The 26,732-nt window shown below is 72.9% G+C and carries 28 protein-coding genes; 19 read left to right on the top strand and 9 right to left on the bottom strand.

All coding sequences use genetic code 11. The features are described 5' to 3' along the window. Nucleotides 1-7 precede the first annotated feature (7 nt). From O7616_RS27400 to O7616_RS31195, 3 genes are all read left to right on the top strand, one after another. Nucleotides 8-1,036: a hypothetical protein gene (locus tag O7616_RS27400; protein ID WP_282304628.1), complete on the top strand. Its 1,029-nt coding sequence runs from the start codon at nucleotides 8-10 to the stop codon at nucleotides 1,034-1,036. Between the two features lie 74 nt (nucleotides 1,037-1,110). Then, nucleotides 1,111-2,820, top strand: a complete 1,710-nt coding sequence (locus tag O7616_RS27395; protein WP_282304627.1) for an ATPase — start codon at nucleotides 1,111-1,113, stop codon at nucleotides 2,818-2,820. Between the two features lie 56 nt (nucleotides 2,821-2,876). Beyond that, nucleotides 2,877-3,794, top strand: coding sequence for a DUF2567 domain-containing protein (locus O7616_RS31195; RefSeq protein WP_348773839.1), 918 nt, complete (start codon nucleotides 2,877-2,879; stop codon nucleotides 3,792-3,794). On the opposite strand, the gene O7616_RS27385 is transcribed toward O7616_RS31195, so the two are convergent. Continuing rightward, entirely contained in the window at nucleotides 3,709-4,413 is a 705-nt protein-coding gene (locus O7616_RS27385; protein ID WP_282304626.1) for an LON peptidase substrate-binding domain-containing protein, read from the bottom strand. The genes O7616_RS31195 and O7616_RS27385 overlap by 86 nt on opposite strands. A 106-nt stretch (nucleotides 4,414-4,519) precedes the next feature. Here O7616_RS27385 and hisD point away from each other — a divergent pair, with 106 nt between their 5' ends. The 12 genes from hisD (at nucleotide 4,520) to hisF (ending at nucleotide 13,068) form a co-directional block, all read left to right on the top strand. Continuing rightward, nucleotides 4,520-5,842 carry a histidinol dehydrogenase gene (gene hisD / locus O7616_RS27380; RefSeq protein ID WP_282304625.1) on the top strand — a complete coding sequence of 441 codons (1,323 nt, stop codon included), beginning with the start codon at nucleotides 4,520-4,522 and terminating at the stop codon, nucleotides 5,840-5,842. A 76-nt stretch (nucleotides 5,843-5,918) separates the two neighbouring features. After that, nucleotides 5,919-7,007: a histidinol-phosphate transaminase gene (locus tag O7616_RS27375; protein ID WP_282304624.1), complete on the top strand. Its 1,089-nt coding sequence runs from the start codon at nucleotides 5,919-5,921 to the stop codon at nucleotides 7,005-7,007. 37 nt (nucleotides 7,008-7,044) lie between these two features. Beyond that, nucleotides 7,045-7,656 carry an imidazoleglycerol-phosphate dehydratase HisB gene (hisB, locus tag O7616_RS27370; protein ID WP_145779744.1) on the top strand — a complete coding sequence of 204 codons (612 nt, stop codon included), beginning with the start codon at nucleotides 7,045-7,047 and terminating at the stop codon, nucleotides 7,654-7,656. Between the two features lie 176 nt (nucleotides 7,657-7,832). After that, nucleotides 7,833-8,006 (top strand): hypothetical protein, encoded by a 174-nt coding sequence (locus O7616_RS27365; protein ID WP_282257607.1) that lies wholly within the window; start codon nucleotides 7,833-7,835, stop codon nucleotides 8,004-8,006. Next, nucleotides 8,003-8,635: an imidazole glycerol phosphate synthase subunit HisH gene (gene hisH / locus O7616_RS27360; RefSeq protein WP_282304623.1), complete on the top strand. Its 633-nt coding sequence runs from the start codon at nucleotides 8,003-8,005 to the stop codon at nucleotides 8,633-8,635. The genes O7616_RS27365 and hisH overlap by 4 nt, the downstream gene beginning before the upstream one ends. A 36-nt stretch (nucleotides 8,636-8,671) precedes the next feature. After that, nucleotides 8,672-8,995: a hypothetical protein gene (locus O7616_RS27355; protein ID WP_282257610.1), complete on the top strand. Its 324-nt coding sequence runs from the start codon at nucleotides 8,672-8,674 to the stop codon at nucleotides 8,993-8,995. Nucleotides 8,996-9,009: 14 nt separating this feature from the next. Beyond that, nucleotides 9,010-9,735: a bifunctional 1-(5-phosphoribosyl)-5-((5-phosphoribosylamino)methylideneamino)imidazole-4-carboxamide isomerase/phosphoribosylanthranilate isomerase PriA gene (priA, locus tag O7616_RS27350; protein ID WP_282304622.1), complete on the top strand. Its 726-nt coding sequence runs from the start codon at nucleotides 9,010-9,012 to the stop codon at nucleotides 9,733-9,735. After that, on the top strand, nucleotides 9,732-10,121 hold the full coding sequence (locus O7616_RS27345) for a RidA family protein (RefSeq protein WP_282304621.1): 390 nt from the start codon (nucleotides 9,732-9,734) through the stop codon (nucleotides 10,119-10,121). Before priA ends, O7616_RS27345 begins: the two co-directional genes overlap by 4 nt. A 72-nt stretch (nucleotides 10,122-10,193) precedes the next feature. After that, nucleotides 10,194-10,640, top strand: coding sequence for a MarR family transcriptional regulator (locus O7616_RS27340; protein ID WP_282304620.1), 447 nt, complete (start codon nucleotides 10,194-10,196; stop codon nucleotides 10,638-10,640). Between the two features lie 5 nt (nucleotides 10,641-10,645). Then, nucleotides 10,646-11,077 carry an organic hydroperoxide resistance protein gene (locus O7616_RS27335; RefSeq protein ID WP_282307742.1) on the top strand — a complete coding sequence of 144 codons (432 nt, stop codon included), beginning with the start codon at nucleotides 10,646-10,648 and terminating at the stop codon, nucleotides 11,075-11,077. 46 nt (nucleotides 11,078-11,123) lie between these two features. Further along, the gene (locus O7616_RS27330; protein WP_282304619.1) at nucleotides 11,124-12,122 is read left to right on the top strand and encodes an NADP-dependent oxidoreductase; all 999 of its coding nucleotides are present in this window, start codon (nucleotides 11,124-11,126) and stop codon (nucleotides 12,120-12,122) included. Nucleotides 12,123-12,300: 178 nt separating this feature from the next. After that, nucleotides 12,301-13,068, top strand: coding sequence for an imidazole glycerol phosphate synthase subunit HisF (gene hisF, locus O7616_RS27325; protein WP_282304618.1), 768 nt, complete (start codon nucleotides 12,301-12,303; stop codon nucleotides 13,066-13,068). A 5-nt stretch (nucleotides 13,069-13,073) separates the two neighbouring features. Here the strand turns inward: hisF and O7616_RS27320 are convergent, their stop codons facing one another. Continuing rightward, nucleotides 13,074-13,535: a hypothetical protein gene (locus O7616_RS27320; protein ID WP_282257619.1), complete on the bottom strand. Its 462-nt coding sequence runs from the start codon at nucleotides 13,533-13,535 to the stop codon at nucleotides 13,074-13,076. A gap of 102 nt (nucleotides 13,536-13,637) precedes the next feature. Continuing rightward, a complete protein-coding gene (locus O7616_RS27315) occupies nucleotides 13,638-14,345 on the bottom strand; it encodes a hypothetical protein (protein ID WP_282304617.1) in 708 nt (235 codons plus the stop codon). Nucleotides 14,346-14,403: 58 nt separating this feature from the next. Here O7616_RS27315 and O7616_RS27310 point away from each other — a divergent pair, with 58 nt between their 5' ends. Further along, a complete protein-coding gene (locus tag O7616_RS27310; protein WP_282304616.1) occupies nucleotides 14,404-15,855 on the top strand; it encodes a PLP-dependent aminotransferase family protein in 1,452 nt (483 codons plus the stop codon). A gap of 91 nt (nucleotides 15,856-15,946) precedes the next feature. Here O7616_RS27310 and O7616_RS27305 read toward each other — a convergent pair whose 3' ends face one another. From O7616_RS27305 to O7616_RS27295, 3 genes are all read right to left on the bottom strand, one after another. Then, nucleotides 15,947-17,773 carry a long-chain fatty acid--CoA ligase gene (locus tag O7616_RS27305; RefSeq protein ID WP_282304615.1) on the bottom strand — a complete coding sequence of 609 codons (1,827 nt, stop codon included), beginning with the start codon at nucleotides 17,771-17,773 and terminating at the stop codon, nucleotides 15,947-15,949. A gap of 138 nt (nucleotides 17,774-17,911) precedes the next feature. Beyond that, entirely contained in the window at nucleotides 17,912-18,787 is an 876-nt protein-coding gene (locus tag O7616_RS27300) for a terpene synthase (protein WP_282304614.1), read from the bottom strand. A gap of 199 nt (nucleotides 18,788-18,986) precedes the next feature. Then, nucleotides 18,987-19,616: a TIGR03085 family metal-binding protein gene (locus O7616_RS27295; RefSeq protein ID WP_282304613.1), complete on the bottom strand. Its 630-nt coding sequence runs from the start codon at nucleotides 19,614-19,616 to the stop codon at nucleotides 18,987-18,989. Between the two features lie 163 nt (nucleotides 19,617-19,779). On the opposite strand from O7616_RS27295, the gene O7616_RS27290 reads away from it, so the two are divergent. From O7616_RS27290 to O7616_RS27280, 3 genes are all read left to right on the top strand, one after another. Next, nucleotides 19,780-21,663 (top strand): ABC transporter ATP-binding protein, encoded by a 1,884-nt coding sequence (locus O7616_RS27290; RefSeq protein ID WP_282304612.1) that lies wholly within the window; start codon nucleotides 19,780-19,782, stop codon nucleotides 21,661-21,663. A gap of 173 nt (nucleotides 21,664-21,836) precedes the next feature. Further along, entirely contained in the window at nucleotides 21,837-23,618 is a 1,782-nt protein-coding gene (locus tag O7616_RS27285; protein WP_282304611.1) for an ABC transporter ATP-binding protein, read from the top strand. Between the two features lie 87 nt (nucleotides 23,619-23,705). Beyond that, on the top strand, nucleotides 23,706-24,464 hold the full coding sequence (locus O7616_RS27280) for a DUF2470 domain-containing protein (RefSeq protein ID WP_282304610.1): 759 nt from the start codon (nucleotides 23,706-23,708) through the stop codon (nucleotides 24,462-24,464). A gap of 99 nt (nucleotides 24,465-24,563) precedes the next feature. Here the strand turns inward: O7616_RS27280 and O7616_RS27275 are convergent, their stop codons facing one another. The 3 genes from O7616_RS27275 to O7616_RS27265 all read right to left on the bottom strand — a co-directional run bounded on the left by O7616_RS27275 (nucleotide 24,564) and on the right by O7616_RS27265 (nucleotide 26,730). Next, nucleotides 24,564-25,160, bottom strand: a complete 597-nt coding sequence (locus tag O7616_RS27275) for a TetR family transcriptional regulator (RefSeq protein WP_282304609.1) — start codon at nucleotides 25,158-25,160, stop codon at nucleotides 24,564-24,566. A gap of 62 nt (nucleotides 25,161-25,222) precedes the next feature. Then, the gene (locus O7616_RS27270) at nucleotides 25,223-25,978 is read right to left on the bottom strand and encodes an ABC transporter permease (RefSeq protein WP_282304608.1); all 756 of its coding nucleotides are present in this window, start codon (nucleotides 25,976-25,978) and stop codon (nucleotides 25,223-25,225) included. Then, complete coding sequence (locus O7616_RS27265; RefSeq protein WP_282304607.1) at nucleotides 25,975-26,730, bottom strand: ABC transporter ATP-binding protein; 756 nt, start codon at nucleotides 26,728-26,730, stop codon at nucleotides 25,975-25,977. Before O7616_RS27265 ends, O7616_RS27270 begins: the two co-directional genes overlap by 4 nt. Nucleotides 26,731-26,732 lie beyond the last annotated feature (2 nt).

The raw sequence follows: 26,732 nt of genomic DNA, 5'->3' as shown, positions 1-26,732 counted from the left end.
CCCGCCCGTGCGCGCCGGCAACCTGCTGCGGCAGCTGGACCAGCGGCTGCTGCCGCAGCTGACCCGGGCCGTGGCCCGGCTCGGCGACCGGTCGGCGCGGTCCGGGGTGCTCAGTTGGGCCGCCGTGCTCTCCGCGGCGGCGGTCCTGGGCACCGCGGTCTGGGCTGCCGACGACGCGCCGGTGGGCGACCGGACGGTGGGCGAGGTGACCCGGGTCGGTGTGACCGACGGCGACTCCGTCCCCGGCTACCTGCGGTCCGCCGCCGACGACCTGGCCGCGCTCTCCGGGTCCGCCTCGTCCGGCGGGAACGGGACGTACGCACTCGTCACGCTGACCGAGTACCTGGCGCCGCAGCGCCTGGCGGCGGTGCTGGGCGACGTCGGGGTCTCCACCGTCTTCGGGCGGGTGCCGCTGCCCGGGCGGCAGACCGAGATCGTCCGGATTCCCGCGCTGCGGGTGCCGGACGACGTGGTCGCCGGAATGGAGGAGGTGGCGGCCCGCAAGGACGCCGAAGCCGCCGACTACCGCACCCGAGCCGCCGCCGTCGACGGTGACGGGGCGGCCGAGCGGGAGCTGCGGGACCGCTACGTCAGTGGCGCCGAGGTGGCGACCGCCGAGGCGGCGGCGTACCGGAGTGGCTGTGCCTGCGTCTACGCCGCCGTGGTGCGTGCCGTGCCGGAGGCGCTACGCGGTGTGGCGACCCGAGCCGACGTCCGGGCGGTCGACCCCGCCCCCGAGGTGTACCGGCTGGACCGCACGGTGTTCACGCCACCACTGCCCGAGCAGCGCGACGTGGTGCGCCCGCCGGCCGACACCGGGCCGAGTCCGGCGTCGACCCCGGACGGTCCCGTGCGGTCGACCCCACCCGCGCCCGCGCCGCTGGCATCGGTGGGCGAATCGTCGGAACCCGCACCAGTCGTCACGATTCCGTCGCCCGCGCCGTCGCCGCCCGGGCCGACCGAGCCGCCCCCGCCGAGCATCACCACCTCCCCGGACAGCGCCGGTGCCGAACCGCCGTCGCCCGCGTCGTCGTGATCTGCGTCGGCTGGTGTGCGCTCCGAGGTGTGGTCCGAATAGGGTTTGGTTCGTAGCCTGTCAGACGGAGATCGATGGCGCTGGGAGGGCGGGCCGTGGAGGGCAGTGAGACCGGCTGGGGCCGGCCGGCCGAACCAGCGCCGCGGTGGCGTGCGTTGTTGGACCGCGCCCGGCTGGGCGGTCGCGGCGCGGAACAGACCGAGCCGGACCGGCGTGCCGACGACGCGCCGCCGGACCCGCTGCCACGGCGCGCGGCCCCCAACGGCTACGCCGGGCGGGCACCGGCCATCGGGCATCCAGCCGATCTGTCGTACGGCGCGGAGCCCGACTACCGGGCCGAGGCGACCTACCGCGTCGACCCCGCCTACCGGGCCGAGCCGGGTTACCGGGCGGACCCCGCGTACCGGGCTGAGCCGGACTACCGGTCGGACCCGGCGTACCGGACGGAGCCGGGTTACCGGTCCGAGCCCGGCTTCCGGTCCGAGCCGGACTATCGGGCGGAGCCCGCGTACCGCGCCGAGCCGACCTATCGCCCCGACCCGGGCTATCGGGCGGAGCCGGGTTACCGGTCCGAGCCCGGTTACCGGGCTGAGCCGGACTACCGGGCCGAGCCGACGTACCGGACCGAGCCCGGTTACCGGGCCGAGCCGGACTACCGGGCCGAGCCGACGTACCGGACCGAACCCGAGCCGCCGCCGGCCGTTCCCGACCCCGGTCAGTCGCGGTACGCGTTGCTGGACAACGGCTACCGGCCGAACGACCCGCCGGTGGAGTCGCGGTACGCCCTGCTGGAGACCGGCTACCAGCCGGAGACCGGTTATCCGGTCGCCGTGCCGTCGCCCCCGCCGGTCGCAGCGCCACCCGCCGCGCCGGTCGTGCCACCACCGGTCCCGCCGCCGGCCCCGTCGGTCGGCTCGGCGGTCGTCGAACGTGCCTACCCGGCCCGGATCGAGTGGCGCCCGCAGGGCGTCGACCAGGAGCAGGAACGAGCCAACGGGGTGCTCCGGCGGGATCTGGGCACGCCCCGGGTGCTCGCCTTCGCCAACCCCAAGGGCGGGGTGCACAAGACCACCGCCACCGTGCTCGCCGCGGCCACCGTCGGCAGTGTGCGGGGGCAGGGCGTGCTGGCCTGGGACGACAACGAGCTGCGCGGCACCCTCGGGCTGCGGGCCGGCAGCGCCCGGCACGCCCGGACGATCCGGCACCTCGTCACCGACCTGGCCCAGATCGAGATCCTCGAGGGCGACACCCTGCTGGGTCGGCTGGACGACTACCTGCGGCACGCCTCCGACGGCTCGTACGACGTGCTGGCCGGCGAGGAGAGCCCGCGCTTCGCCCAACGACTGGACCAGTTCACCGTCCGGCGGGTGTTGGAGTTGCTGCGGCGCACCCACGACGTGGTCTGCGTCGACACCGGCAACAACGTGGAGAGCCCCAACTGGCGCACCGTGATGCAGGCCGCCGACCAGTTGGTGGTGACCACGGTGCCGCGGGAGGACGCGGCGTTCAGCGCGGACTGGATGCTCGACCTGCTGCACGAGGAGGGCATGGGCGAGTTGGCGGACAACGCCGTCACCCTCATCTCCTGCCCGACTCCGGGTCGCTCGCCGCTGCAGGACGACCTGGAGAGGCACTTCGCCACCCGCACCCGTGGGGTGGCCGTGGTGCCCTACGACCCGGCGCTGGAGACCGGGGCTTCCATCGAATACCACCAGCTCCAGCCGGAGACCCGGCAGGCGTGGTTGCGGGCGGCGGCGATGATGGTGGAGCCCTTCGCCCGGTGAGCCGGTCTGCCGCCACCGGAGCCCCAGCCGTCCACCGGGCCTGAGAGGATCATCGGGTGAGCCCGGACAACCCCGACCCCACGCGGCCCGTCGACGAGCCCGACCGACCCGCGCCATCCCGCACACCGAGCGCGGACTCACCGCAGACCGAGCAGGGGGCCGGAGCGCCGCCGCAGGCGGAGCAGCCGCCCGGGTCACAGCCGGAGGCCGGGCCGCAGCCGGAGGCCGGTGCGCAGTCGGACGCCCACCCACTCACGCCGCCGCACGGGGACGGTCCGGGTGACGCCCCCGCCTCGGCCGCGTACCAGAGTTCGTTGGAGTTGACCTTCGACGAGCCGCGTCGTCCGGCGCGCACCGTGGCGACGGTGCTGGCCAGTGTGCTCGCCGTGGCCGTCCTGGGTGTCCCGTTCGGGCTGGTCTGGGCCGCGTTCGCGCCGGACACGCCGGTGCTCAAGACCGCCGAGGGGGCGATCTACGCCGACCCGCAACCCGAGCAGCCCATCGCCGCCGACGGATGGTTCAGTCTGCTCGGGCTGGCCTTCGGGTTGCTGGTGGCGCTCGCCCTGTGGTTCGTGCTGCGACGTCGGCGCGGCCCGGTCGGGCTGCTCGCCGCCGTCCTCGGCGCGTTGGCCGCCGCGCCGGTGGCCTGGCAGGTGGGACGGCGGATCGGCCTGGCCACCTTCGACCGGCTGCTGGACACCGCCCCGGTCGGGCAGTCGTTCACCAAACCCGCCGACCTTCGGGCCGGTGGGGTCGACTGGTTGCTCGGTGTCCTGCCGGTGCCCCACGGCAACCTGCTGTTGCCGGCGTTCGGCGCCGCGATCACGTACACCCTGCTGGCCGGCTGGTCGCGGTGGCCGGGCCTGCGCCCGGAGCCCGAGCCGGGGCTCAGTTGGGTGTCGGCGGGGACGCCAGTTCCGCCAACGGCACCGGAACCGCCCGCACCTGACGCAGCAGAGCCGCCTCGCGGTTGAGCAGTCGCAGCTCGGCGCGGAGCCGCGCGGCGGTGTCGTCGATGGCCAGCAGCCGTTGCCGGTCGTCGACGGTGAGCGCCGCGGTCGCCGCCACCAGATGCGACAGCACGGTCGGGTCCTCCGGCAGTTGCTCGGAGATCTCCTCCGGGTCGGGGCGGATCAGCCCCAGGTACTGCCGGAACACCGCGATCACCCGGGCGGCCAACAGGTCGGCGACCTCGTCCGGCCCGGACGGGTCGGGCAGCCACTCGACGTCGGCGGTCAGGTAGGGAGCCGCGTCGTCGTCGACCTCGGCGATCCGGAAACGGCGACGGCCGACCGTGACGATGTCGAAGCCACCGTCGGCCAGCTCGGTCACCTGGCGCAGCTCGGCGGTGCAGCCCACCTCGTGCAGGGTGACGTCGCCGACGCCCGACGTCGCGCGGGCGCCGGGACCGGCGGGCGCGACCTCCCACCCGGCCTGGATGGCCACCACACCGAACTCGCGGGGCGCACCCTCGGGCAGGTCGACGAGGTGTCGGACCAGCGCCCGGTAGCGCTCCTCGAAGATGTGCAGCGGCAGCACCAGCCCGGGAAAGAGCACCGTTGCGAGCGGGAACACCGGCAGCCGTGCGGTCACATGGTCGAGCCTAACCAATCTCGCCCCGGTGGGCGTGGCCCGGCTCACCGTCCCGGCGTACGGGCGGCTGGGGTGCGTCGCGGGCGGGCCGCCTAGACTCGCAAGGGTGCTGAACCGGATCGACCTGCGCAACGGTCTCGGAGACCCGCGCCGCCTGCTGCCCCGTGCCCAGCTCGACGTGTCGGTCGCCGTCGAGCGGATCCGACCGCTGGTGGAGGCGGTCCGCGAGCATGGTTACCCGGCGATCCGGGAGGCCAGCGAGCGGTTCGACGGCATCTCCCCGGAGGTGCTGCGGGTGCCGGTCGAGGCCATCACCGAGGCCGAGGGGGTGCTCGACCCGGCTGTGCGCGCCGCGCTCCTGGAGTCGATCAGCCGGGCCCGTCGGGTGCACGCCGACCAGCGGCGCACCGACCACGTCACGCAGGTGGTGCCCGGTGGCACTGTCACCGAGCGGTGGCTGCCGGTCGACCGGGTCGGTCTCTACGTGCCCGGCGGCCTGGCGATGTACCCGTCGACGGTGGTGATGAACGTCGTCCCCGCTCAGGCGGCGGGCGTGCGGTCACTGGTGGTGGTGAGCCCGCCGCAGAAGGACAACGGTGGTCTGCCCGACGCCCGGGTGCTCGCCGCGTGCGCGCTGCTCGGCGTCGACGAGGTGTACGCCGTGGGCGGCGCCCAGGCGGTGGCGATGCTGGCGTACGGCGCGGCGGTCGACCCCGCGGGTGAGCTGCGGTGCGACCCGGTCGATCTGATCACCGGCCCGGGCAACATCTGGGTGACCGCCGCCAAGCGGTTGCTGCGGGGCGTGGTCGGCATCGACGCCGAGGCCGGGCCGACCGAGATCGCCATCCTGGCCGACGACACGGCCGACCCGGCGCACGTGGCCGCCGACCTGATCAGTCAGGCCGAGCACGACCCGCTGGCCGCGAGCGTGCTGGTCACCCCGTCGCCGACGCTGGTCGAGGCGGTCGAGCGGGAGCTGGCCCGGCAGGTGCCGGCGACCAAGCACGCCGAGCGGGTGACCACCGCGCTGACCGGCGAGCAGAGCGGCGTGGTGCTCGTCGACGACCTGGAGGCGGGGCTGCGGGTGGTCGACGCGTACGCGGCCGAGCACCTGGAGATCCAGACGGCCGACGCCCGGGAGTGGGCGCTGCGGGTACGCAACGCCGGGGCGATCTTCGTGGGCGCCTGGTCGCCGGTGTCGCTCGGCGACTACTGCGCCGGGTCCAACCACGTGCTGCCCACCGGCGGCTGCGCCCGGCACTCCTCCGGTCTGTCGGTGCAGTCGTTCCTGCGCGGCGTGCACCTGATCGAGTACACCGAGGCCGCGCTGCGGGACGTGGCCCCGCACGTGGTCACCCTGGCGACGGTCGAGGACCTGCCCGCGCACGGCCAGGCGGTCCAGGCGCGCTTCCCGGAGGGGGCGGCGTGAGCGAGCGCAGCGAGCGGACCGGCCGGCTCGGTCGTCTGGTGTCTCGTGCCGCCTTCTCGCGAAACGGGGAGGCGGCATGAGCAGCCTTGACGACCTGCCGATCCGCGATGACCTGCGGGGGCTGTCGCCGTACGGGGCGCCGCAGTTGGACGTGCCGGTGCGGCTCAACACCAACGAGAACTCCTACCCGGTGCCGGAGCCGGTGGTCGAGGCGATCGGCAAGGCGCTCGCGGCCGAACTGCGTGAGTTGAACCGCTACCCGGACCGGGACGCGGTGGCGCTCCGCGCCGACCTGGCCGAATATCTCGGTCACGGGCTCACCGTCGAGCAGGTGTGGGCGGCCAACGGCTCCAACGAGATCCAGCAGCAGTTGCTCCAGGCGTTCGGTGGGCCGGGGCGCAGCGCTCTCGGCTTCGTTCCGGCGTACTCGATGCACCCGCTGTTGGCGCTGGGCACCGGCACCCGGTGGGTGCCCGCCGTGCGTGGCGTCGACTTCGGGTTGACCGCCGAGGAGGCGGTCGCCCAGGTCCGCGAGCACCAGCCGGACGTGGTCTTCCTCTGCTCGCCGAACAACCCCACCGGCACGGCACTCGATCCGGCGGTGATCGCCGCGGTGCTCGACGTCGCGCCGGGCATGGTGGTGGTCGACGAGGCGTACGCCGAGTTCGCCCGCCCCGGGACGGTCAGTGCCCTCGCGGTGCTGCCCGGCCACCCCCGGCTGGTGGTCAGCCGCACGATGAGCAAGGCGTTCGGCTTCGCCGGTGGGCGGCTGGGTTACCTGGCCGCCGACCCGGCGGTGGTGGAGGCGGTGCAGCTCGTCCGACTGCCGTACCACCTGTCCGCACTCACCCAGGCCGCCGCGCGGGCGGCGGTGACCCACCGCGACGCCCTTCTCGGTACGGTGAGCGCGATCATGGCGCAGCGGGACCGGATCGTGGCGACGTTGCGCGAGCGCGGGTTGCGGGTCGCCGACAGTGACGCCAACTTCGTGCTCTTCGAGGTGGGCGGCGACCAGGCCACCGTCTGGAAGGCCCTGCTGGCCCAGGGCGTGCTGGTCCGGGACGTCGGTCTGCCCGGTTGGCTGCGGGTGACCGCGGGCACCGCCGCCGAGACCGACGCCTTCCTTACCGCAATGGAGACAGTCACGTGGGAGCGCGAGGAGTGAGCTTGCGAGCCCCGCAGTCGCGATCGAGAGGCAAGCGATGAGCCGGACCGCCCGGGTGGAGCGGATCACCAAGGAGACCAAGGTCCTCGTCGAGATCGACCTCGACGGCACCGGCGCCGCCGAGATCAGCACCGGCGTGGGCTTCTACGACCACATGCTGCACCAGATCGCCCGGCACGGCGGTTTCGACCTGACCGTGCGCACGGTGGGTGACCTGGAGATCGACGCGCACCACACGATCGAGGACACCGCGCTCGCCCTGGGCGCCGCGTTCGACCAGGCATTGGGCGACAAGGCGGGCATCCGACGGTACGGTTCGGCGACCGTGCCGATGGACGAGGTGCTGGTCCGGGCCGCGGTGGACCTCTCCGGTCGGCCGTACGTGGTGCACGACGAGCCGGTTCTGGCCCCGTACATCGGGCCGGTGTACGCGACGAGCATGACCCGGCACATCTGGGAGTCCTTCGGGCAGGCGGCCCGGGTCACGCTGCACGTCGACGTGCTGCGGGCGGCCCGGCCGGGCGGTCACCCGGACGCGCACCACGTGGTGGAGGCGCAGTTCAAGGCGGTCTCCCGGGCGTTGCGCGAGGCCACCTCGATCGACCCGCGCGCGGCCGGTGCGATCCCCAGCACGAAGGGTGCGCTCTGATGAGCGCGAGGAGTGCAGCGGAGCGGAGCCCCGCAGTCGCGAATGGCGGGTGGAACTGATGAGCGCGAGGAGTGCAGCGGAGCGGAGCCCCGCAGTCGCGAATGGCGGGTGGAACTGATGAGCGCGAGGAGTGCAGCGGAGCGGAGCCCCGCAGTCGCGAATGGCGGGTGGCTCTGATGGGCGCCGTGTTGCCGACGTTGTTGTTGATTTTGGCCGGGGTGTTGGTGGGTGGCGTGTGGTCGCTGTACCGCCAGGGCGCGTCGAAGGGCGTGGTGGGCGTCACCGCGTTGCTCGCGGTGCTCGCCACGGTCGGTGGGGTGTTGTGGCTGTTGCCGGGGTCTGACGCATGAGCGACGTGGTGGTGCTCGACTACGGCTCGGGCAACCTGCGGTCGGCGGAGCGGGCGTTGGCCGCCGCCGGAGCGGACGTGCGGGTGACCGACGACCTGTCGTCGGCGGCCGCCGCGGATGGCCTGGTGGTGCCGGGGGTGGGCGCGTACGCGGCGTGCATGGCCGGGATCGAGGCGTTGGGCGCCGGCCCGGTGATCGCCGAGCGGGTGGCGGCGGGCCGACCGGTGCTGGGGATCTGCGTGGGCATGCAGGTGCTCTTCGAGTACGGCGAGGAGCACGGTGTGGTGTCCAAGGGGCTCGGGTTGCTGCCCGGTGGCGTGACCCGGTTGGCCGCCCGGCGGCTGCCGCACATGGGCTGGAACACGGTCCGGGCGCCGGGGGAGTCGGTGCTCTTCGGCGGGTTGCCGGAGCAGAGCCGGTTCTACTTCGTCCACTCGTACGCGGTGGGGGATCCGGTGGCGCTGGCCGCTGCCGGTGCCACCGTGACCACCGCCCACCACGACGTGGATTTCGTCGCCGCGGTGGAGCGCGGCCCGCTCTCGGCGGCCCAGTTCCACCCGGAGAAGTCCGCTGACACCGGTGCCGCGCTGCTGCGCAACTGGCTCGCCACGTTGCCCAGCGGTGGTTGAGCGTCGTCGCCCGGTGCCCGACGCGGGGGCGTCGCGGTGAGCCGGGAGCGGGCCCGCCGGAGGGCGGAGCGGGAGGCGGAGCAGGCCAGGGAGCGGGCGGTCCGGCAGCGGAAGGTGGCTCGCCGGCAGCGCCGACGCGCTGTGGTGCGTCGGTTGACGCCGCAGGTGCGACGGGGGCGCTCGGGTCGGCTGGCCCGGCACACCCGGGGTGAGCGGGCGGCGATCGTACTGCTCACCGGCGCGGCGCTGATTCTGATCTGGACGTTCGTCGACAATGTGGCGTTGCGTGTCGCGTTGATCGTGCTCTTGCTGCTCGTACTGCCGGCGATCGTGGTGATCGCCCTGGACCGTCGTAGCTGATCGAGGAGAAGACGTTGAGCCTGACCCTGTTACCCGCCGTGGATGTCGCCGACGGCCGGGCCGTCCGGCTCGTGCAGGGCGCCCTCGGAAGCGAGAGCGTCTACGGCGACCCGTTGGACGCGGCGCTCGCCTGGCAGCGGGACGGCGCGGAGTGGATCCACCTGGTCGACCTGGACGCGGCGTTCGGGCGGGGCACCAACGCGCACCTGCTCGCCGAGGTGGTGCGCCAGTTGGACGTGAAGGTGGAGCTGTCGGGTGGCATCCGCGACGACGAGTCGTTGCGCGCGGCGTTGGGCACCGGTGCGGCCCGGGTGAACATCGGCACGGCCGCCCTGGAGGACCCGGTGTGGTGTGACCGGGTCGTCGGCGAGTACGGCGACCGGGTGGCCATCGGGTTGGACGTGCGGGGTCGGACCCTGTCCGCGCGGGGTTGGACCCGCGACGGCGGCGACCTGTACGAGGTGCTGGAGCGGTTGGACAAGGCGGGTGGGAGTCGGTACGTGGTCACCGACATCACCAAGGACGGCACGATGCGCGGGCCGAACCTGGACCTGCTGCGTGAGGTGTGTGCTCGTACCGACCGGCCGGTGATCGCCTCCGGTGGGGTGTCCACGCTGGACGACCTGCGGGCGTTGGCGACCCTGGAGTCGGTGGGGGTGGAGGGCGTGATCGCCGGTAAGGCGCTCTACGCGGGCGCCTTCACGGTGTCCGAGGCGCTGCGGACCCTGGCCGAGGCGTGACCGTCACCCGGTTGGGATCGGGTGGCCCCTGGGAGCAGAGCTACGGCTATTCCCGGGTGGTCCGGGCCGGTGACCGGGCCTGGACGGCCGGCTGCACGGCGACTGTCGACGGTCGGGTGGTGCACGTCGGTGACGCCGCCGCGCAGACCGCGCAGGCGCTGCGGATCGGCCTGGACGCGTTGGCCGAGGTCGGCGTGGAGCCGGGTGACGTGGTGCGGACCAGGATGTACGTGACCGACCGGCGGCACGCGGACGAGGTGGGCCGGGCGCACAACGCGGTCTTCGGAGCGGTCCGGCCGGCGGCGACCCTGGTGGTGGTGGCCGGTCTGTTGGACCCGGAGCACCTGGTCGAGGTGGAGTTGGAGGCGTACCTCGGCGATCGCTGAGGGTGTGCCCGGCCGAGCCACGGTCGGCCCGATTAGGTTGTGCACAACTTAATTGTGGACTACGGTTCAACCGTGACCGATGACCTGGTGCTGCGCCGGCAGGTGTGCTTCGCGCTCTACAGCGCGTCGCGCGCCCTGACCGACGTCTACCGGCCGATCCTCGACGAGTTCGGGTTGACCTACCCGCAGTACCTGGTGCTGCTGGTGCTCTGGGAGCGCCCCGACGACCCCCGCACGGTGTCCGAGCTGGGCACCGAGCTGCGGCTGGACTCCGGCACGCTCTCCCCGCTGCTCAAGCGGCTGGAGGGGGCGGGGCTGGTGGTCCGCCGACGGTCGGCCCACGACGAGCGGCGGGTCGAGGTGGGCCTCACCGAGCAGGGCCGCGCCCTGCGCCGACAGGTCGACCACGTCCCGATGTGCGTCGCCCAGGCCACCGGGCTGGGCGTCGCCGAGTTGGTCGCGCTGCGCGACACTCTCACCCAGGTCGCCGACACCATCCACCGACAGAAGGAGCAGTGACCATCATGCAGGTCCTCTACACCGCGTCAGCGACCGCCAGCGGCGACGGCCGGGACGGCCACGTCGAGACCTCCGACGGCACCCTCGCGCTCGACCTGGCCGTGCCGAAGGAGATGGGTGGCGCCGGTGGCGCGGCCAACCCGGAGCAGCTCTTCGCCGCCGGCTACGCGGCCTGCTTCCACAGCGCGCTTCGGGTGGTGGCCCGTCGGGCCAAGGCAGACGTGACCGGCTCCGTGGTCGCCGCCGAGGTGGGCATCGGCCCGAACGGCAGCGGCGGCTTCGGGCTCACCGTGCAGCTCGTCGTCGACCTGCCCGCCGTGCCCCGCGAGGTCGCCGAGCAGTTGGTCGAGCAGGCCCACCAGGTCTGCCCCTACTCGAACGCCACCCGCGGCAACATCGACGTCGCCCTGACCGTCCGCGAGGCCCTGGCGGCCTGACCCGCGCCCCCAGGCAACCCACCGCGGACGAGAGGACGACCACCCCGTGACCAGCAACCGTGAGATCCACCTGGCCAGCCGCCCCGAGGGCTGGCCCACCGACGACAATTTCCGGCTCGTCGAGACCGACGTCCCGACGCCGGGGCCGGGCCAGATCGTGGTCCGTAACCAGTACCTGTCCGTCGACCCGTACATGCGGGGACGGATGAACGACGTCAAGTCGTACGTCGCGCCGTTCGCCCTCGACGCGCCGCTCGACGGCGCCGCGATCGGCGAGGTGGTGGCCAGTGCGGCGGCGGACATCGCCGTCGGGGCCACCGTCCTGCACGGGCTGGGCTGGCGGGAGTACGCGCTGCTCGACGCCACCGCCGCCCGGCCGGTCGACCCGAGCATCGCCCCGGTCAGCGCGTACCTGAGCGTGCTGGGCATGACCGGGCTGACCGCGTACGCCGGGCTGCTTGAGGTGGCCGCGATGAAGCCCGGCGAGACGGTGTTCGTCTCCGCCGCGGCCGGGGCGGTCGGCAGTCTGGTCGGCCAGATCGCCAAGCTCAAGGGCGCCGGGCGGGTCGTCGGCAGTGCCGGGTCGGCGGCCAAGGTCGAGCGGCTGCGGGCCCTGGGCTTCGACGCCGCCTTCGACTACCACGACGGGCCGGTCCGCGACTCGCTGCGGACGGCGGCCCCGGACGGCGTCGACGTGTACTTCGACAACGTCGGCGGCGACCACCTGGAGGCGGCGATCTCCGCCATGAACCTGCACGGCCGGGTCGCCATCTGCGGCATGATCGCGCAGTACAACGACACCGAGCCGCCGGCCGCCCCGCGCAACCTGGCGCTGGTCATCGGTAAGCGGCTCACCCTGCGCGGCTTCCTGGTCAACGACCACAACGCCGTGCGTCCGGCGTTCGTCCGCGACGTCGCCGGTTGGCTGCGCGACGGCACGCTGTCCTACGACGAGACGATCGTGGACGGCATCGAGAACGCTCCGGCGGCCTTCCTCGGCCTCCTGCGCGGCGAGAACCTGGGCAAGATGCTCGTCCGCGTGTGACGCCCACCTCGGTTCCACGACACCCCTTGATCCACTCGAGCTCGCCGATATGGCGGTATCCAAGCGCCAGGGATACCCCAACTTTGGCGAAACGGAGAGGATCAACCCGCAAGCGCGGCACGGCGCTCGACCCGAACGGGTCGACCGCCGTGCCGCACGCGGGAGATAGGCTCGCGGCATGACCGTGGCGGTACGGGTGATCCCCTGTCTGGACGTGGATGCCGGACGGGTGGTCAAGGGCGTCAACTTCCTCGACCTGCGTGACGCCGGCGACCCGGTGGAGTTGGCCGCCGCGTACGACCGGGCGGGCGCGGACGAGCTGACCTTCCTCGACGTCACCGCGTCGTCGAGCGACCGGGGCACCATGCTCGACGTGGTGCGTCGTACCGCCGAGTCGGTGTTCATCCCGCTGACCGTCGGCGGTGGGGTCCGGCAGGTCGCCGACGTGGACACCCTGCTGCGTGCCGGGGCGGACAAGGTGGGCGTGAACACCGCCGCGATCGCCCGTCCGGAGCTGATCGCCGAGATCGCCGACCGGTTCGGCCGGCAGGTGCTCGTGCTCTCCCTCGACGTACGCCGGGCCCCGGACGGTGTGACGACCAGCGGCTTCGAGGTCACCACCCATGGCGGCCGGCGCGGCACCGGGATGGACGCCGTGCGGTGGGCGGCCCGGAGCGCCGAGCTGGGCGCGGGAGAGATCCTGCTCAACTCGATGGACGCCGACGGCACCAAGGCCGGCTTCGACCTGGAGCTGATCGCCGCGGTACGAGCGGTGGTGGACGTGCCGGTGGTGGCCAGTGGCGGTGCCGGCGAGGTGGCCCACTTTCCGCCCGCGATCGGCGCCGGGGCGGACGCGGTGCTCGCCGCCAGCGTCTTCCACTTCGGCGAGCTGACGGTGGCGCAGGTCAAGGATGCGTTGCGCGACAGCGGTCACCCGGTGCGCTGAGCCGTTCAGTGCCCTCCGGAGTGCCCCTCCGGGGATCGGCGGGGCGTCGGGATGGACCGAACCGCGTACTCCTGGACGGCCGCCGCGTGGTCGGCCTCGTCCAGGTTCCAGTCGGCGCTGCCGGGCGCGTGTCGACGGGTCAGCACCCCCTGCACCGTGTCCACCATGGTCGCCACACCCGCCCGCGGGCGGGTACGCCAGAGCTGCTCACCCTCTGCGGTGATCCGGAACCAGCCGTCGGCGACGCTGACCAGCCCGGCGCCGACCAGCCGCTGGACCGCGGCTTCCACCTCGTGCCGCTGCGGGATCGTGTGGTTGAGGTGGTCAGCGGTGGAGAGCACGTCGGTCAGGCGGACGCCCTCCGGCCGTCTGCTCGTCGCCGACCGACGGTGCCGACCGGCACCGCTCGCGATCACCAGCGACACGAAGATCCAGGCGTCCGTCCAGCGCCAACCGTTCTCCCCCATGAGGAGATGATGACGGCGCGCGTCCCGGAAGGGAACACCCACCCTCCATCTGAACACTGTGGAGCACCACCGCGTGTCGGCTCGCGAACGGTCGGTGAGAGTTCAGCCGGTGGGGGCGACCGGTGCGGTGTCGCCGGGTGCCGGATCGGCCGTTGCGGCCCTGTCGGGCGCGTCGTCGGCCGCTGCGGCCTGCTCGGGCGCGGCCTCGGGCACGGCGAACAGCGGGATGAAGAACTGCGCCAACGGGCCGATGGCCAGCGCGTACGCGATGGTGCCCAGGCCGACGGTGCCGCCGAGCAGCCAGCCCAGCGCCAGCACGGTGACCTCGATGGCGGTGCGCACCAGCCGGATCGACCAGCCGGGCCGACGGGCCACGAAGCCGGTCATCAGCCCGTCCCGGGGGCCGGGGCCCAGCCGGGCGCCGAGGTAGAGGCCGGTGGCGGCACCGTTGGCGACGATCCCGCTGATCAGCAGTGCCAGCCGGACGCCGAGCGGACCACCGGCGGGCAGCAGGGCCAGAGTGGCATCCACGACCAGGCCGATCACCACGACGTTGCTGACCGTGCCGAGGCCGGGCCGTTGCCGCAGTGGGATCCAGAGCAGCAGCACCAGCGCGCCGACGCCGATGGTGACGGTGCCGAACGAGAGCCCCGTCAGCTTGGAGAGGCCCTGGTGAAACACGTCCCACGGGTCGAGGCCCAGGTCGGAGCGGACCATCAGGGCCATGCTGACGCCGTACAGGCCGAGCCCGAGGTAGAGCTGGACCAACCGTCGAACCGGCCGGTGCCGCAGATTGCCAAGCAATGCCATGCATGCCACCCTAGGTGCCAATCCTCGTCGTAGAAGAAGCCAATATCGGGGGAGTGGCATGACTGGTCAGGTGCGAGGAGTCCAATTGGCTCGCCTGCTCGGGCAGTGGCATGCCCTCCCGGGCCGCCGACGCAGCCCCGACTACGCCGCCCTGGCCGGTGCGGTGCGCGGTCTGCTCGCCGACGGTCGCCTGCCGCTGGGCGTCCGCCTCCCCGCGGAACGGGAGTTGGCCGAGGCGCTGCGGATCAGCCGGACCACGGTCACCGCCGCGTACCGGCACCTGCGCGAGACCGGGCACCTGGCCAGCCGCCGGGGCGCGGGTAGCTGGACGATGCTGCCCGGCAACCACCGGGTCGCCAGCACCGGCCTGTGGACCCCGCTCGACGACCAGGACATGATCGACCTCGGCGCCGCCGCACCGGCCGCCCCACCGCAACTGCTGGACGCGGCCCGGGCCGCCGCCGAGGACCTGCCCCGCTACCTGGGCGGAGCCGGTTACCACCCGACCGGCATCATCGAGCTGCGCGAGGCGGTGGCCGACGGGTACACCGCCCGGGGGCTGCCCACGTCGGCCGACCAGATCATGGTCACCAGCGGCACCCAGCACGCCCTGGACTTGGTGCTGCGCCTCGCCCTGGCCCCGGGTGGCAGTGTGCTGGTCGAGTCCCCGACCTACCCCAACGCGCTCGCCGCGCTGGCCGGGCGACGGGCCCGGATCACCACCCACGGTCTGGCCGCCGACGGCTGGGATTCCGACCTGCTGCTGGGCGGCCTCCGGCAGACCCGGCCCAAGCTGGCCTACCTGATTCCGGAGTTCCAGAACCCGACCGGGCACCTGATGCCCGCCGCGCTCCGCGAGCGGGTGGTGGCCGCCGCCCACGCGGTGGGCACCGACCTGGTCGTCGACGAATCCTTCGTGGACCTGCCGCTGGACGGCACCGAGGTGCCACCACCGGTCGGCGTGTACGACCGGCACAGCCGCGTGATCAGCATCGGCGGGATGAGCAAGCCCTACTGGGGTGGTCTGCGGATCGGCTGGGTGCGCGCCTCCGCGCCGCAGGTGCAGCGGCTGGCCGCCGTGCGGGTCGGGGTGGACATGGCCAGCCCGGTGCTGGACCAACTGGTGGCGGTGCACCTGCTCGCCCACGCTGACGCGATCGTCACCGACCGACGCGTCACATTGGCCGCCCAACGCGACGCCCTGCTCGGCGCGCTGGCGCAACGGTTGCCGGACTGGCGGGTGACCGTGCCCCGGGGCGGCGTGACGCTCTGGGCCGAGTTGGACGGCCCGGTCTCCAGCGCGTTGGCCCGGGCCGCCGAGGAGGTCGGCGTACGACTGGCACCCGGCCCCCGGTTCGGCCTGGACGGCACCCTGGAACGGTTCCTGCGGCTGCCGTTCACCCTGCCCGCCGCGGACCTGGTGGAGGCGGTGGGGCGGATCGCGGCGGTCCGCTACGACCTGGACCGGACCGGCCGGCAACGGTGGCGCGAGCCCACCGTCATCGCCTGAGCCCGGACGCCGAAGGTCGACGGCCGCAGCAGTGCCGCGCCGAAGGCCGACGGCCCCGTACCCGCCCGGGTACGGGGCCGTCGGCCACCCCTCACAGCTCGGCGAGCGTGCCCGCGTACATCTCCTCGATCTGGGCGGCGAAGTTGCTCTCCACACCACGACGCTTGATCTTGAGCGACGGGGTGATCTCGCCGTCCTCGATCGTCAGATCGCGCGGCAGGATGGCCACCTTCTTGATCGTCTCCCAGCGGTTGAGCTTCGCGTTGAGCTGGGCGACGTACTCCTCGACCATCGCCCGGGCCTCCGGCGACGCGACGATCTCGCCGTAGCTGCGCCCCTCCAGCGGCCCACCGGCGACCCAGCCCCGGATCGCGTCCGGGTCCAGCGTCACCAGCATCGTGCAGAAGTTGCGGGCCTGACCGACGACGACCGCCTGCGAGGTGTACGGGCAGATGGCCTTGAACATCCCCTCGATGTGCGACGGTGCGATGTACTTGCCGCCCGAGGTCTTGACCAGGTCCTTCTTGCGGTCGGTGATCCGCAGGTAGCCCTGCTCGTCGAGGCTGCCGATGTCGCCGGTGCGGAAGAAGCCGTCCTCGGTGAACGCGGCTGCGGTCTCCTCCGGCAGGTTGTGGTAGCCGCGCATCACCGGCCGACCACGCACCAGGATCTCCCCGTCGGTGTCGATCCGGCACTCCAGGTCACCCATGGCCCGGCCCACCGTGCCGATCCGCAGCCCCGAGGGCGGGTTGACGAAGTTGCCGGCGCTGGTCTCGGTCAGGCCGTAGCCCTCGCTGATCGGCAGGTTCGCCGCGGCGAAGAAGGTGGCGATCTCGGGGCTCAGCGGGGCGGCGCCGGACACCAGCACCCGCATCCGACCGCCGAGGCGGGCCTGGAGCTTGCTGAACACCAGCTTCTCGGCCAGCCCGTAGCGCAGCTTCAACCCGCCCGGCACCGGCTTTCCGGCCTGCTCCAGGGCGACCTTCTCCTTACCGACCTGGACCCCCCAGGCGAAGATCTTCGCCTTCGCGCCGCCCGCGCCCTGCGCGGTGGTCACCGCCCGGTTGTAGACCTTCTCGAACACCCGGGGCGCGCCGCACATCAGCGTCGGACGGATCACCGACAGCAGGTCGACGAGCTTCTCCACCCGCCCGTCGACGTAGGTGGGCAGGCCGACGTGGATGGCGCCGCAGAGCAGCGTCTTGCCGAACGAGTGGGCCAGCGGCAGCCACAGGTACTGCAGGTCGTCGTCGCGTAGCAGCCCGACCTCGGCCTGTGCCACGGCCTCCCAGCACCAGCCGCCGTGCAGCAGCTCGACGCCCTTGGGGCGACCGGTGGTGCCGGAGGTGTAGATCAGCGTGGCGAGGTGCTCCGGACCGATGCCGGCCACCAGCATGTCGATCAGATCCGGCTCGGCGGCCAGCGCGCGGGTGCCGCGTTCCTCCAACTCGGCGAGCGTCAACTGCGGAATCGCGGCGGTCGGGTCGGCGGCACCGTCGAGGAGCACCACGTGGGTCAGCGCGGGCAGGTCGGCGCCGGCGATCTTCGCGGCCTGGGTGGGGTTCTCCGCGAAGAGCACCTTCGACCCGGAGTCGGCGATGATGTACGTCGCGTCGGCCGGCTCGGTGGTCGGGTAGACGGTGGTCGTCGCGCCGCCGGCACACATGATGCCGAGGTCGGCGATCACCCAGTCCAGCCGGGTGTTGGCGAGGATCGCGACCGGGTCCTCCTGGCCGACGCCCAGGCCGTGCAGGCCGGCGGCGACCGCTTTGGCACGCTGGCCGACCTGCTCCCAGGTCAGCCATGCAGGCCCCGCGTCGTCGGGGGTCGGGGACGCAAACGCGTTCCGGTCGGGGGTGGCCGTCACACGCTTGAGGAACATGTCCGGGATGGAGCGGTACGGTACATCGAGAGCCATCGCTGTAGCCGCCTTCGGGGGTGGTGGCGTGACGGGCGTCACGTCATGATGGTTACCGAAGAGTATTGCCTGCCACCGTGCATCGGCTAGCCCCGGTGATCGTCCGGCCGTCCCAAGCCACCGACCGGTACTGCGGAATCAGGCGTACCGGGCAGCCACGACTGACCAGTCGTAGGTGGCCCGCACCCAGTTGCGCCGGGCGGCCAGCGCGAGACGTACCTCGTCGTTGCCACTGGACAGCAGCGCCTCCTCGGCGTCCAGATACTCCGCCAGGCCCTGGTTGAACCGGTTGGCCGCGGCCCGCAGCGCGGCCTGCTCGTCGGCGTCGCCGTCCTGGGCGATCACCGTCACCAGATTGTGCGCGTCCGGGTCGGCCCGACTCTCCTTGCCGTAGGAGAAGAGGTCGTTGCACCAGCAGACCAGGTCCACCGCCAGCAGATCCAGGGCGAGCAGCGCCGGGTCGGCGCGCTGGGTCGACCCGGGAGGTCGTGCCGACGCCAGGTCGGTGAGCGTGAGGCAGGGATGCACCCCACCGATGTGCCGGCGCAGTTGGACGTACTCCGCCACGTCGGGCACGCGCCGGCGCTCCCGGTTGGTCGCCTCCCAGAGCAGCGCCAGCAGGTACTCCCGCATCTGGCTGACGAAGCGCAGCAGCAGGGCCGCATGGTCGTGCAGTCGGATCCGGCGGCACAGGTCGTGTAGCGCGTCACCGAGTGGCCCGACGGCGGGCGGTGGGACATCCGGGTCACCGTAGCGGTCCAGCACGTCGAGCAGCGTGCTGATCGCCGGACCCAGCCGGGCCGGGTCGGCGCCGAGGCCGTCCTCGTCGCAGGCGTCGTCCATCACGAAGAGCCAGCTGATCAGGTCGGTGAGCAGTCGTAGCCCGTCGATCGAGCCGTCCGGGCAGGCCCGCCCGGACAGCCCGGCGGCGTCGGCTCCCTGCAGTCGACGCACACGTTCGCTGGAATCGACCAGCCCGAACGTGCGCGCCCACTCGACGCTCTCGCTCGCCACCTGCTCCGTGGCGCCATGGCGCCCCGTGGAGAACGGGGGCTCCCGCAGCGCCGACATCGCGAAACTTCGCACAGTGCGCCCCCACTTCGTGCCGCCCGGCGCGGAGCGGCGCGGTGAAGCGTACGGGAGGAGGTATCTGCATGTTTCGTTGGGTGTGGGGAATTCCACACCTGTTTCGTGTCCGTTTAGGTACAGACGGTCACATTCCCAGGCTGGCGGCACGAAGCCGTCGTGCCGCCTCCGCGGGTCCGTCCAGTTGGACCCGGGCCACCCGTTGGCGACCGGAGAGGAACAGGACCAGCTCCGCCGGAGGGCCGACCACCCGCAACCGCTCGCCCCCTCGACCGACGGACAGCTCACCGTGCCCGGGCGCCTGCACGTAGAGGTCCGCCGGGAAGCGGCGCAGCGCCAACCGCGCCATCGGGCTGGCCCGCCTCCACAGCGCGCCCTGCAGGTCGGCGGGCAGGTCCCGCGGCTGCCAGCCGGAGCCGGCCCGGCGGACGTCCTCGTGGTGGATGAAGAACTCCATCAGGTTGGCCGGTTCGTCGGTCACCGGATTGCTGACCGGGCTCCAGAGCGGCGGGCGGCGGACCTGTGCGACCAGGTCGGGATAGGGCCGCGCGGCGAGTCGCCGACGGACCTTCTCGGCGTAGCCGCGCAGCGGCGGCAGCACGATCCCCCCGGCCGCGTCCGGGCGACGTTCCCGCAGCACCAGGTGCGCGGCGAGGTCACGGGTCGCCCAGCCCTCGTTGATCGTCGGGGCGTCCGGCCCGAGGGCCAGCAGGAGATCGGCCAGCGCCTCGCGCTCGGCTCGGGCGTACCGCGGCATGGGCTGATCGTAGGCCCGGCGACCCGTCGGCGCGCGGCGGCGGATGCCGGGGACGACGCGGCCGTCCGCTACGTGACGGTCGACATATCCGGTCGGGGTCGGCGGTGCTGGCCCGGACCGGTAAGGATGAGGGAGATAATTGACGCTTACGGCGGGGGAGAGCGTGGCGAGCAGGACAAGTCGGGACGTGCTCAGTCGAGGACTGGGGGTCCTGCGGCAGGCCATTCGCGAGCAGCCACGGATCTTCGCGGTGGCGGTCGTCGGCAGCGTGCTCTTCGGCGGAATGATCATCATCAGCGCGCGGGTCGTCGGGACGGTCATCGGCGAGGTGGCGCTCCCGGCCATCGAGCGCGGCGAGGTGGGCGCGGGCACCCTCGCGCTGGCCGCGACGGCGTTGTTCGGGATCAGCGTGCTGCGGGTGGCCGGCATCGTCGGCCGCCGGCTCGGGGCCGGCTACATGCAGTACCGCCTCCAGGCGTCCTACCGCCGCCGGGTCACCCGCCGGTACCTGGAGCTGCCGCTGTCCTGGCACCACCGCAACTCCACCGGCACGTTGCTGTCCAACGCCAACTCCGACGTGGAGGCGGCCTGGTACCCGATCGCGCCGCTGCCCTTCGCCGTCGGCACGCTGGTGATGCTGGTCGGCGCGATCGTGTCGCTCTTCGCCACCGACTGGGCGCTCGCCCTGGTCGGCCTGGCGGTCTTCCCCGCGCTGTTCGCCCTCAACGTCGTCTACTCCCGCCGGATGGCGCCCCGGCAGGCCCGGGCCCAGCGGCTGCGCGCCGAGGTCAGCGGCATCGCCCACGAGAGCTTCGACGGCGCCCTGGTGGTCAAGACGATGGGTCGCGAGGCGCAGGAGACCGCCCGGTTCGCGGGCCGCGCCGGCGAGCTGCGCGACTCGTTGATCGCGGTCGGTCGGCTGCGCGGCGTCTTCGACCCGCTGTTGGAGACCCTGCCCAGCCTCGGCACCCTCGCCGTGCTGGTGGTCGGGGCGTTCCGGCTGCGCCAGGGCGCGGTGAGCGTGACCGAGCTGGTGAGCGTGGCCTTCCTCTTCACCGTGCTGGCCTTCCCGGTGCGGGCCATCGGTTGGGTCCTGGCCGAGCTGCCGCGCAGCGTCGCCGGCTGGGACCGGGTCCGCCGGGTGCTCGACGCCACCGGTGAGATGCCGTACGGGCAGCGCGTTCTCGACCCGGCCGGTTCCGCCCCGGCCGCTCTCACCTTCAGCGACGTGCACTTCTCCTACCCGCCGGCCGAGGCGCACCAGCCCGGCGCGCAGGTCCTCGGCGAGGTCGGCTTCACCGTGCCGGCCGGTCGGACGGTGGCCCTGGTCGGGCCGACCGGCGCCGGTAAGTCGACGATCGCCTCGCTGGCGGTGCGCCTCGTCGACCCGGACACCGGCGTCGTCACACTGGACGGGGTGGACGTCCGCGAGCTGACCGCCGAGTCGCTGGCCGGCACGGTGGCGCTGGTCGCCCAGGTGCCGTTCGTCTTCGACGACACGGTGCGCGCCAACATCGCGTTGGACCGGCCGGGCATCGACGACGAGGCCGTCTGGGCGGCGCTGCGGCTCGCCGAGGCGGACGGGTTCGTCGCGGCGCTGCCCGACGGTCTGGACACCATGGTCGGCGAGCGGGGCACCTCGCTCTCCGGCGGGCAGCGGCAGCGGCTCACCCTGGCGCGCGCCCTGGCGGGCCGCCCGCGCCTGCTGGTGCTCGACGACGCGACGAGCGCGGTGGACCCCCGGGTGGAGGCGGCCATCCTGGCCGGGCTGCGGTCGTCGTCGGCCGAGCCGGGTGTGCCGGTGGCGTCGATCCTGGTGGTGGCGTACCGGCGGGCCACCATCGCGCTCGCCGACGAGGTCATCTACGTGGAGCAGGGGCGGGTGGTCGCCCGGGGCACCCACAGCGAGTTGCTGGCCACCGTGCCGGGCTACGTCGACCTGGTGACCGCCTACGAGCAGGCCGAGGTCGAACGCGCGCAGGAGAGTCCGTACGGCGATGACGTCGCGCCGCTGCCCTCGGGCCTGGAAATCGAGGTGGACCGGTGAGCGCGAGGAGTGCAGCGGAGCGGAGCCCCGCAGTCGCGAACGGAAGGCGGGCCCGGTGAGCGCGAGGAGTGCAGCGGAGCGGAGCCCCACAGTCGCGAACGGAAGGCGGGCCCGGTGAGCGCGAGGAGTGCAGCGGAGCGGAGCCCCGCAGTCGCGAACGAAAGGCCGGTTCGGTGAGCGTCAAGACGGATGAGCGGGACCAGCGGACCGAGACGACCTGGCAGACCCTGCGTCGGGGTCTGGCGTTGTCGCCGGAGCTGCGGACCGGCCTGGCCGGCACGCTGGCCCTGGCGTTGGTCTACATGGTGGGCCGGGTGGCGGTGCCGGTCGCCGTCCAGCAGGGCATCGACCGGGGCATCGTCGGTGGTTTGAGGTTCGGCGTGCTGTGGTCGGTCGTGGGGATCACCGCGGCGATCCTGGCGATCACGACGCTCTGCGGTTACCTGATGATGCGCCGACTGTTCACGGTGAGCGAGACGGCGTTGGCGAACGTGCGGACGCGGGCGTTCCGGCACGTGCACGACCTGTCGATGTTGCACCAGCAGTCGGAGCGGCGTGGGTCGTTGGTCTCTCGGGTGACCAGCGACGTCGACCAGATCACCCAGTTCCTCCAGTGGGGTGGGGTGATCCTGCTGGTCAACCTCGGTCAGCTGGTGGTCACGACTGCCGTGATGCTGGCGTACTCCTGGCAGTTGACCCTTGTGGTGTTGGCCGCGTTCCTGCCGGCGGTGTTCGTGATCCGGCAGTTGCAACTGCGGCTCGCGACGGCGTACGCGACGGTGCGGCAGCGCACCGGAACGTTGCTCGGCGCGATCGGCGAGAGCGTGGTGGGCGCGCCGGTGATCCGGGCGTACGGCATCGCGGGGCGTACCGAGCGGCGGCTGGACGAGGCCATCGACAAGCAGCGGTTGGCGCAGCAGCGGGCGATCCGGATCAGCATCGTGGGCAGTTCGGTGGGTGAGCTGGCGGCGGGGCTGGCGTTGGCCGGTGTGGTGGCGCTCGGTGTGACGCTCGGCGTGGGCGGGACGTTGTCGATCGGCCAGTTGACGGCGTTCCTGTTCCTGGTGACGCTCTTCATCCAGCCGGTGCAGATCGCCACCGAGGTGCTCAACGAGGCGCAGAACGCGATCGCGGGCTGGCGTCGGGTGCTGGACGTGTTGGACGTCGCCCCGGACGTGGCGGACCCGGGGGAGCAGGGACGGGAGTTGCCGGGTGGGCCGTTGGACATCCGCTTCGCGGGTGTGCGGTTCGCGTACCCGGGTGGCCCGCCGGTGCTGCACGACATCGACCTGGAGATCGCGGCGAAGAGCCGGGTGGCGGTGGTCGGCGAGACGGGCAGCGGCAAGACCACCTTCGCGAAGTTGTTGACCCGGCTGATGGACCCGTCGGACGGGGCGGTGTTGCTGTCCGGGGTGCCGTTGGCGCAGGTGCGGTTCGACTCGTTGCGGTCCCGGGTGGTGATGGTGCCGCAGGACGGGTTCCTGTTCGACGCGTCGGTGGGGGACAACGTCCGGTTCGCCCGGCCGGAGTTGACCGACGAGCAGTTGGTCGTGGCCTTCACGGAGTTGGGCCTGTCGGACTGGTTGGAGGGTCTGCCGGCGGGTCTGGACACGCCGGTCGGTGAGCGTGGTGAGGCGCTGAGCGTCGGGGAGCGGCAGTTGGTGGCGTTGGCCCGCGCGTACGTGGCCGATCCGGACCTGCTGGTGCTGGACGAGGCGACCAGCGCGGTGGACCCGGCGACGGAGGTGCGGTTGCAGCGCACCCTGGACGCGGTCACCCGGGGGCGGACCACCCTCGCCATCGCGCACCGGCTCTCCACGGCGCAGGCGGCCGACGAGGTGATCGTGGTGGATCGGGGTCGGGTGGTGCAGCGGGGTCCGCACGACGAGCTGGTGCGTGACGCCGACTCGGTCTACGGCCTGCTCTACGCCTCGTGGCTGGAGCAGACCAGGTGATGTGGTGTTCCGGTGTGGTGGACGTCGACGGTCAGGTGCTCTAGGCTCCGGCTTAGGTAAGCCTAACCTTCGAAGGAGGTCGCGCCCATGCGGCCCAACCCCGCCGAGATCGTCCGTACCCTCGTCGCCGGGCGCCTGCCCGGTCTCGTCCACCTGGCCCACCGGCCGGGCCCGCACCATGCCCGGCACGTGACCGACCCGGACGGGCGGGTGCTGCTGTTGGTGCCGGTGGCCAGCCATCTGGCCGCCGCCCTGCAACCGGTGGCCGGGGGCAGCGACGTGGCGGTGGTGCTCGACGTGCTCGACCTGCCACCCGCCGCGGGCGCGCCCGGGCTGGGTCGGGCGTGGGTGTCCGGTTGGGCGGCCGAGCTGCACGGCGACGAGGCCCGTCGGGCGGCTGTCGACTTCGCCGTGGTGGAGCCGACCGGTGACCTGCTCGACCTGGGCACCCGCTTCCGGCTGTTCCGCTTCGAGGTGGTCGAGGTCCGCTGGGAGCGGGCCGGGGTCGTGCACCGGGTCGACCCGGGGGAGTACGCCGAGGCCGAGCCGGACCCGGTGCACCCGGTCGAGGCGCGCCTGCTGGCCGACCTCGCCGAGGGCGACAGCGGCCAGGTCACCGACTACCTGCGTCGGCAGCTCGGGCTGACCGAGCAGGCTCCGGGTGGGGCGCCCCGGGTGGTGCGCATCGACCGCTACGGGCTGGTGGTCGCCCTCGGTCGACCCGGTTCCCGGCGTCGGGTCCGACTGGCCTTCCCCGACCCGGTGGTCGACCCGGCCGACCTGCCGAGGCTGCTGCCGCCGCTGCGGCTCCCGGCCGGTGCCCGCCCGCCGCGCGTTCGGCCTTGATCCACTCGGGTTCGCCGATGTGGGGGTGTCCCTGGCACTCGGATACCGCGAGGTCGCCGAACCGGAGTGGATCACGGTGGCTGGGAGGTCGCAGGGACCTCAGGCCGGCAGCGGCCCGGTGAGGTACCGCTGGATGGTCGGCCCGACCGTCGCGACCAGGGTTTCCGGGTCCGCCGACGCGACCGGCTCCAGGCGCACCACGTATCGCATCATCGCCAGGCCGATCATCTGGGTGGCCACCAGCGAACCACGTAGCGGCAGTTGGGCCGGGTCGACGTCGAGCTGTTCGAGCACCCGGCGCAGGATCTGGGCGGTGACGAACTCACGCAGCAGCCGGGCGGTCCACTCGTTGCTCACGGCGGAACGCAGCAGCGCCTGCGCGGCACTGCCGGCGGGGGAGTCCCAGACGCCGAGGAAGGTGCGCACCAGGCGCTCACCGGCACCGTCCCGGTCACCGGCGAGCACCGTCGGCACCACCTGGGCCGGGTCGACCGGGATGTTCATCGCGGTGAGGAAGAGCTGGTCCTTGCTGCCGAAGTAGTGGTGCACCAGCGCGGGGTCGACACCCGCCGTGCCAGCGATGGCGCGGATGGACGCGGAGTCGAAGCCGCGCTCCGCGAACGTCGTGCGCGCGGCGTCGAGGATCGCCTCCCGGGTGTCCGGGTTGCCGGGTCGTCGGCCGGTCCGCCGCGTCATCGCCGCCCTTCGTCTCGTCCACCTGGCAGCCGTGGGCCGGTCGGCCCACGGCTGCCGCGCTCTCAGCCGCTGCGCCGCCGCAGGGTGGCCGCCGCGAGCACCAGCGCCAGCACCACCGCCCCGACCACCACCGCGACGTCCCGCCACATCCGGCCGGTGGGCTCGGCGTGGGCGCCGACCTCCTGCAACGCCTCGATGGCGTACGACAGGGGGAAGGCGTTGCTGAGCGCCTGGAGCCAACCGGCCATCTGGTCGCGGGCCACGAACAGCCCGCAGAGCAGCAGTTGGGGGATCACCACGACTGGCAGGAACTGTACTGCCTGGAACTCGGTGCGGGCGAAGGCGCTGCACAGCAGCCCGAGGGCGACGCCGAGCACGGCGTCGACGACCGCGATGCCGATCACCAGCCCGATGCTGCCGGCGGTCTCCAGACCGAAGATCCAGTACGCCACCCCGGCGGCGACCACGGCCTGCACGGCGGCGGCCAGCCCGAACGCGATGCCGTACGCGAAGAGCAGGTCGAGCTTGCCCAGTGGTGTGGTGAGCAGCCGCTCCAACGTGCCGGAGGTGCGTTCCCGCAGCATCGCGATGCTGGTCACCAGGAACATGATCACAAAGGGGAAGATGCCCAGCATCACCAGCGCGATCCGGTCGAACGTCGTCGGTTGGCCGGGCGGGGTGGGCTGGTCGGCGTACATGAAGTAGACCAGGGTCAGCAGGGCCGCCGGCACCACCACGAGCAGCGCGATGGTCCGCCGGTCGTGCCGGAGCTGACGCAGGATGCGGCCGGTGGTGGCCGCCAGGATCCGGGGGTTCACGACCGCTCCTGTCCGTTCGTCGCGTCCATGGTGGCCGGGCCCGCCTCGCCGGCCCGGATCAGGCGCAGGAACGCCTCGTCGAGGTCGTCCACGCCGGCGGCGGCGCGGACGGCGGCCGGGCTGTCGTCCGCGATCAGCCGTCCCTGACGGATCAGCAGGAGCCGGTCGCAGCGGGCCGCCTCGTCCATGACGTGGCTCGACACCAACAGGGTGGTGCCGGCCGCGGCCATCGCGTGGAACCGGGCCCACAGGTCGGCCCGCAGCACCGGGTCCTGACCGACGGTCGGCTCGTCGAGGATGACCAGCTCCGGTTCTCCGACCAGCGCGCAGGCCAGGGAGGCACGGCTGCGCTGGCCGCCGGAGAGGGTGCCGACCAGTTGACCGGCCGCCTCGGCCAGCCCGACGTCGCGGACCGCCCGGTCGGCCTCGACCCGACCTCGGCCGTACAGGGCCGCGAAGTACCGGGCGTTCTCCCGCACGGTCAGGTCGGCGTAGACGCTCGGCGCCTGGGTCAGGTAGCCCACCCGGTGCCGAAGGGTCGGGGTGCCCGCCGGCTGGCCCAACACGGTGATCGTCCCGCCGCTGACGACCTGCACCCCGACCACCGCCCGCATGAGCGTGGTCTTGCCGCTGCCGCTGGGGCCGAGCAGGCCGGTGACGGCACCGCGCGGGACGTGGCAACTGATGCCGTCCAGCACCCGCCGCCCGCCCCGGTCGACGACCAGGCCCCGGACGGCTATCGCGTCGTCCATCG

Origin of the sequence: Micromonospora sp. WMMD964, assembly GCF_029581455.1 — a bacterium.
Lineage (GTDB): Bacteria > Actinomycetota > Actinomycetes > Mycobacteriales > Micromonosporaceae > Micromonospora.
Note: the sequence above shows the minus strand (reverse complement) of the source record. Positions and strands in the feature narration are given on the sequence as shown.

Bases quoted from the DNA above. Each gene is read 5' to 3' on its own strand.
- O7616_RS27395 (WP_282304627.1), top strand. From the start codon at position 1,111: ATGGCGCTGGGAGGGCGGGCCGTGGAGGGCAGTGAGACCGGCTGGGGC.
- O7616_RS27375 (WP_282304624.1), top strand. From the start codon at position 5,919: ATGAGCAGCCTTGACGACCTGCCGATCCGCGATGACCTGCGGGGGCTG.
- hisB (WP_145779744.1), top strand. From the start codon at position 7,045: ATGAGCCGGACCGCCCGGGTGGAGCGGATCACCAAGGAGACCAAGGTC.
- O7616_RS27365 (WP_282257607.1), top strand. From the start codon at position 7,833: ATGGGCGCCGTGTTGCCGACGTTGTTGTTGATTTTGGCCGGGGTGTTG.
- hisH (WP_282304623.1), top strand. From the start codon at position 8,003: ATGAGCGACGTGGTGGTGCTCGACTACGGCTCGGGCAACCTGCGGTCG.
- O7616_RS27335 (WP_282307742.1), top strand. From the start codon at position 10,646: ATGCAGGTCCTCTACACCGCGTCAGCGACCGCCAGCGGCGACGGCCGG.
- hisF (WP_282304618.1), top strand. From the start codon at position 12,301: ATGACCGTGGCGGTACGGGTGATCCCCTGTCTGGACGTGGATGCCGGA.
- O7616_RS27320 (WP_282257619.1), bottom strand. From the start codon at position 13,535: ATGGGGGAGAACGGTTGGCGCTGGACGGACGCCTGGATCTTCGTGTCG.
- O7616_RS27315 (WP_282304617.1), bottom strand. From the start codon at position 14,345: ATGGCATTGCTTGGCAATCTGCGGCACCGGCCGGTTCGACGGTTGGTC.
- O7616_RS27310 (WP_282304616.1), top strand. From the start codon at position 14,404: ATGACTGGTCAGGTGCGAGGAGTCCAATTGGCTCGCCTGCTCGGGCAG.
- O7616_RS27305 (WP_282304615.1), bottom strand. From the start codon at position 17,773: ATGGCTCTCGATGTACCGTACCGCTCCATCCCGGACATGTTCCTCAAG.
- O7616_RS27295 (WP_282304613.1), bottom strand. From the start codon at position 19,616: ATGCCGCGGTACGCCCGAGCCGAGCGCGAGGCGCTGGCCGATCTCCTG.
- O7616_RS27280 (WP_282304610.1), top strand. From the start codon at position 23,706: ATGCGGCCCAACCCCGCCGAGATCGTCCGTACCCTCGTCGCCGGGCGC.
- O7616_RS27275 (WP_282304609.1), bottom strand. From the start codon at position 25,160: ATGACGCGGCGGACCGGCCGACGACCCGGCAACCCGGACACCCGGGAG.
- O7616_RS27265 (WP_282304607.1), bottom strand. From the start codon at position 26,730: ATGGACGACGCGATAGCCGTCCGGGGCCTGGTCGTCGACCGGGGCGGG.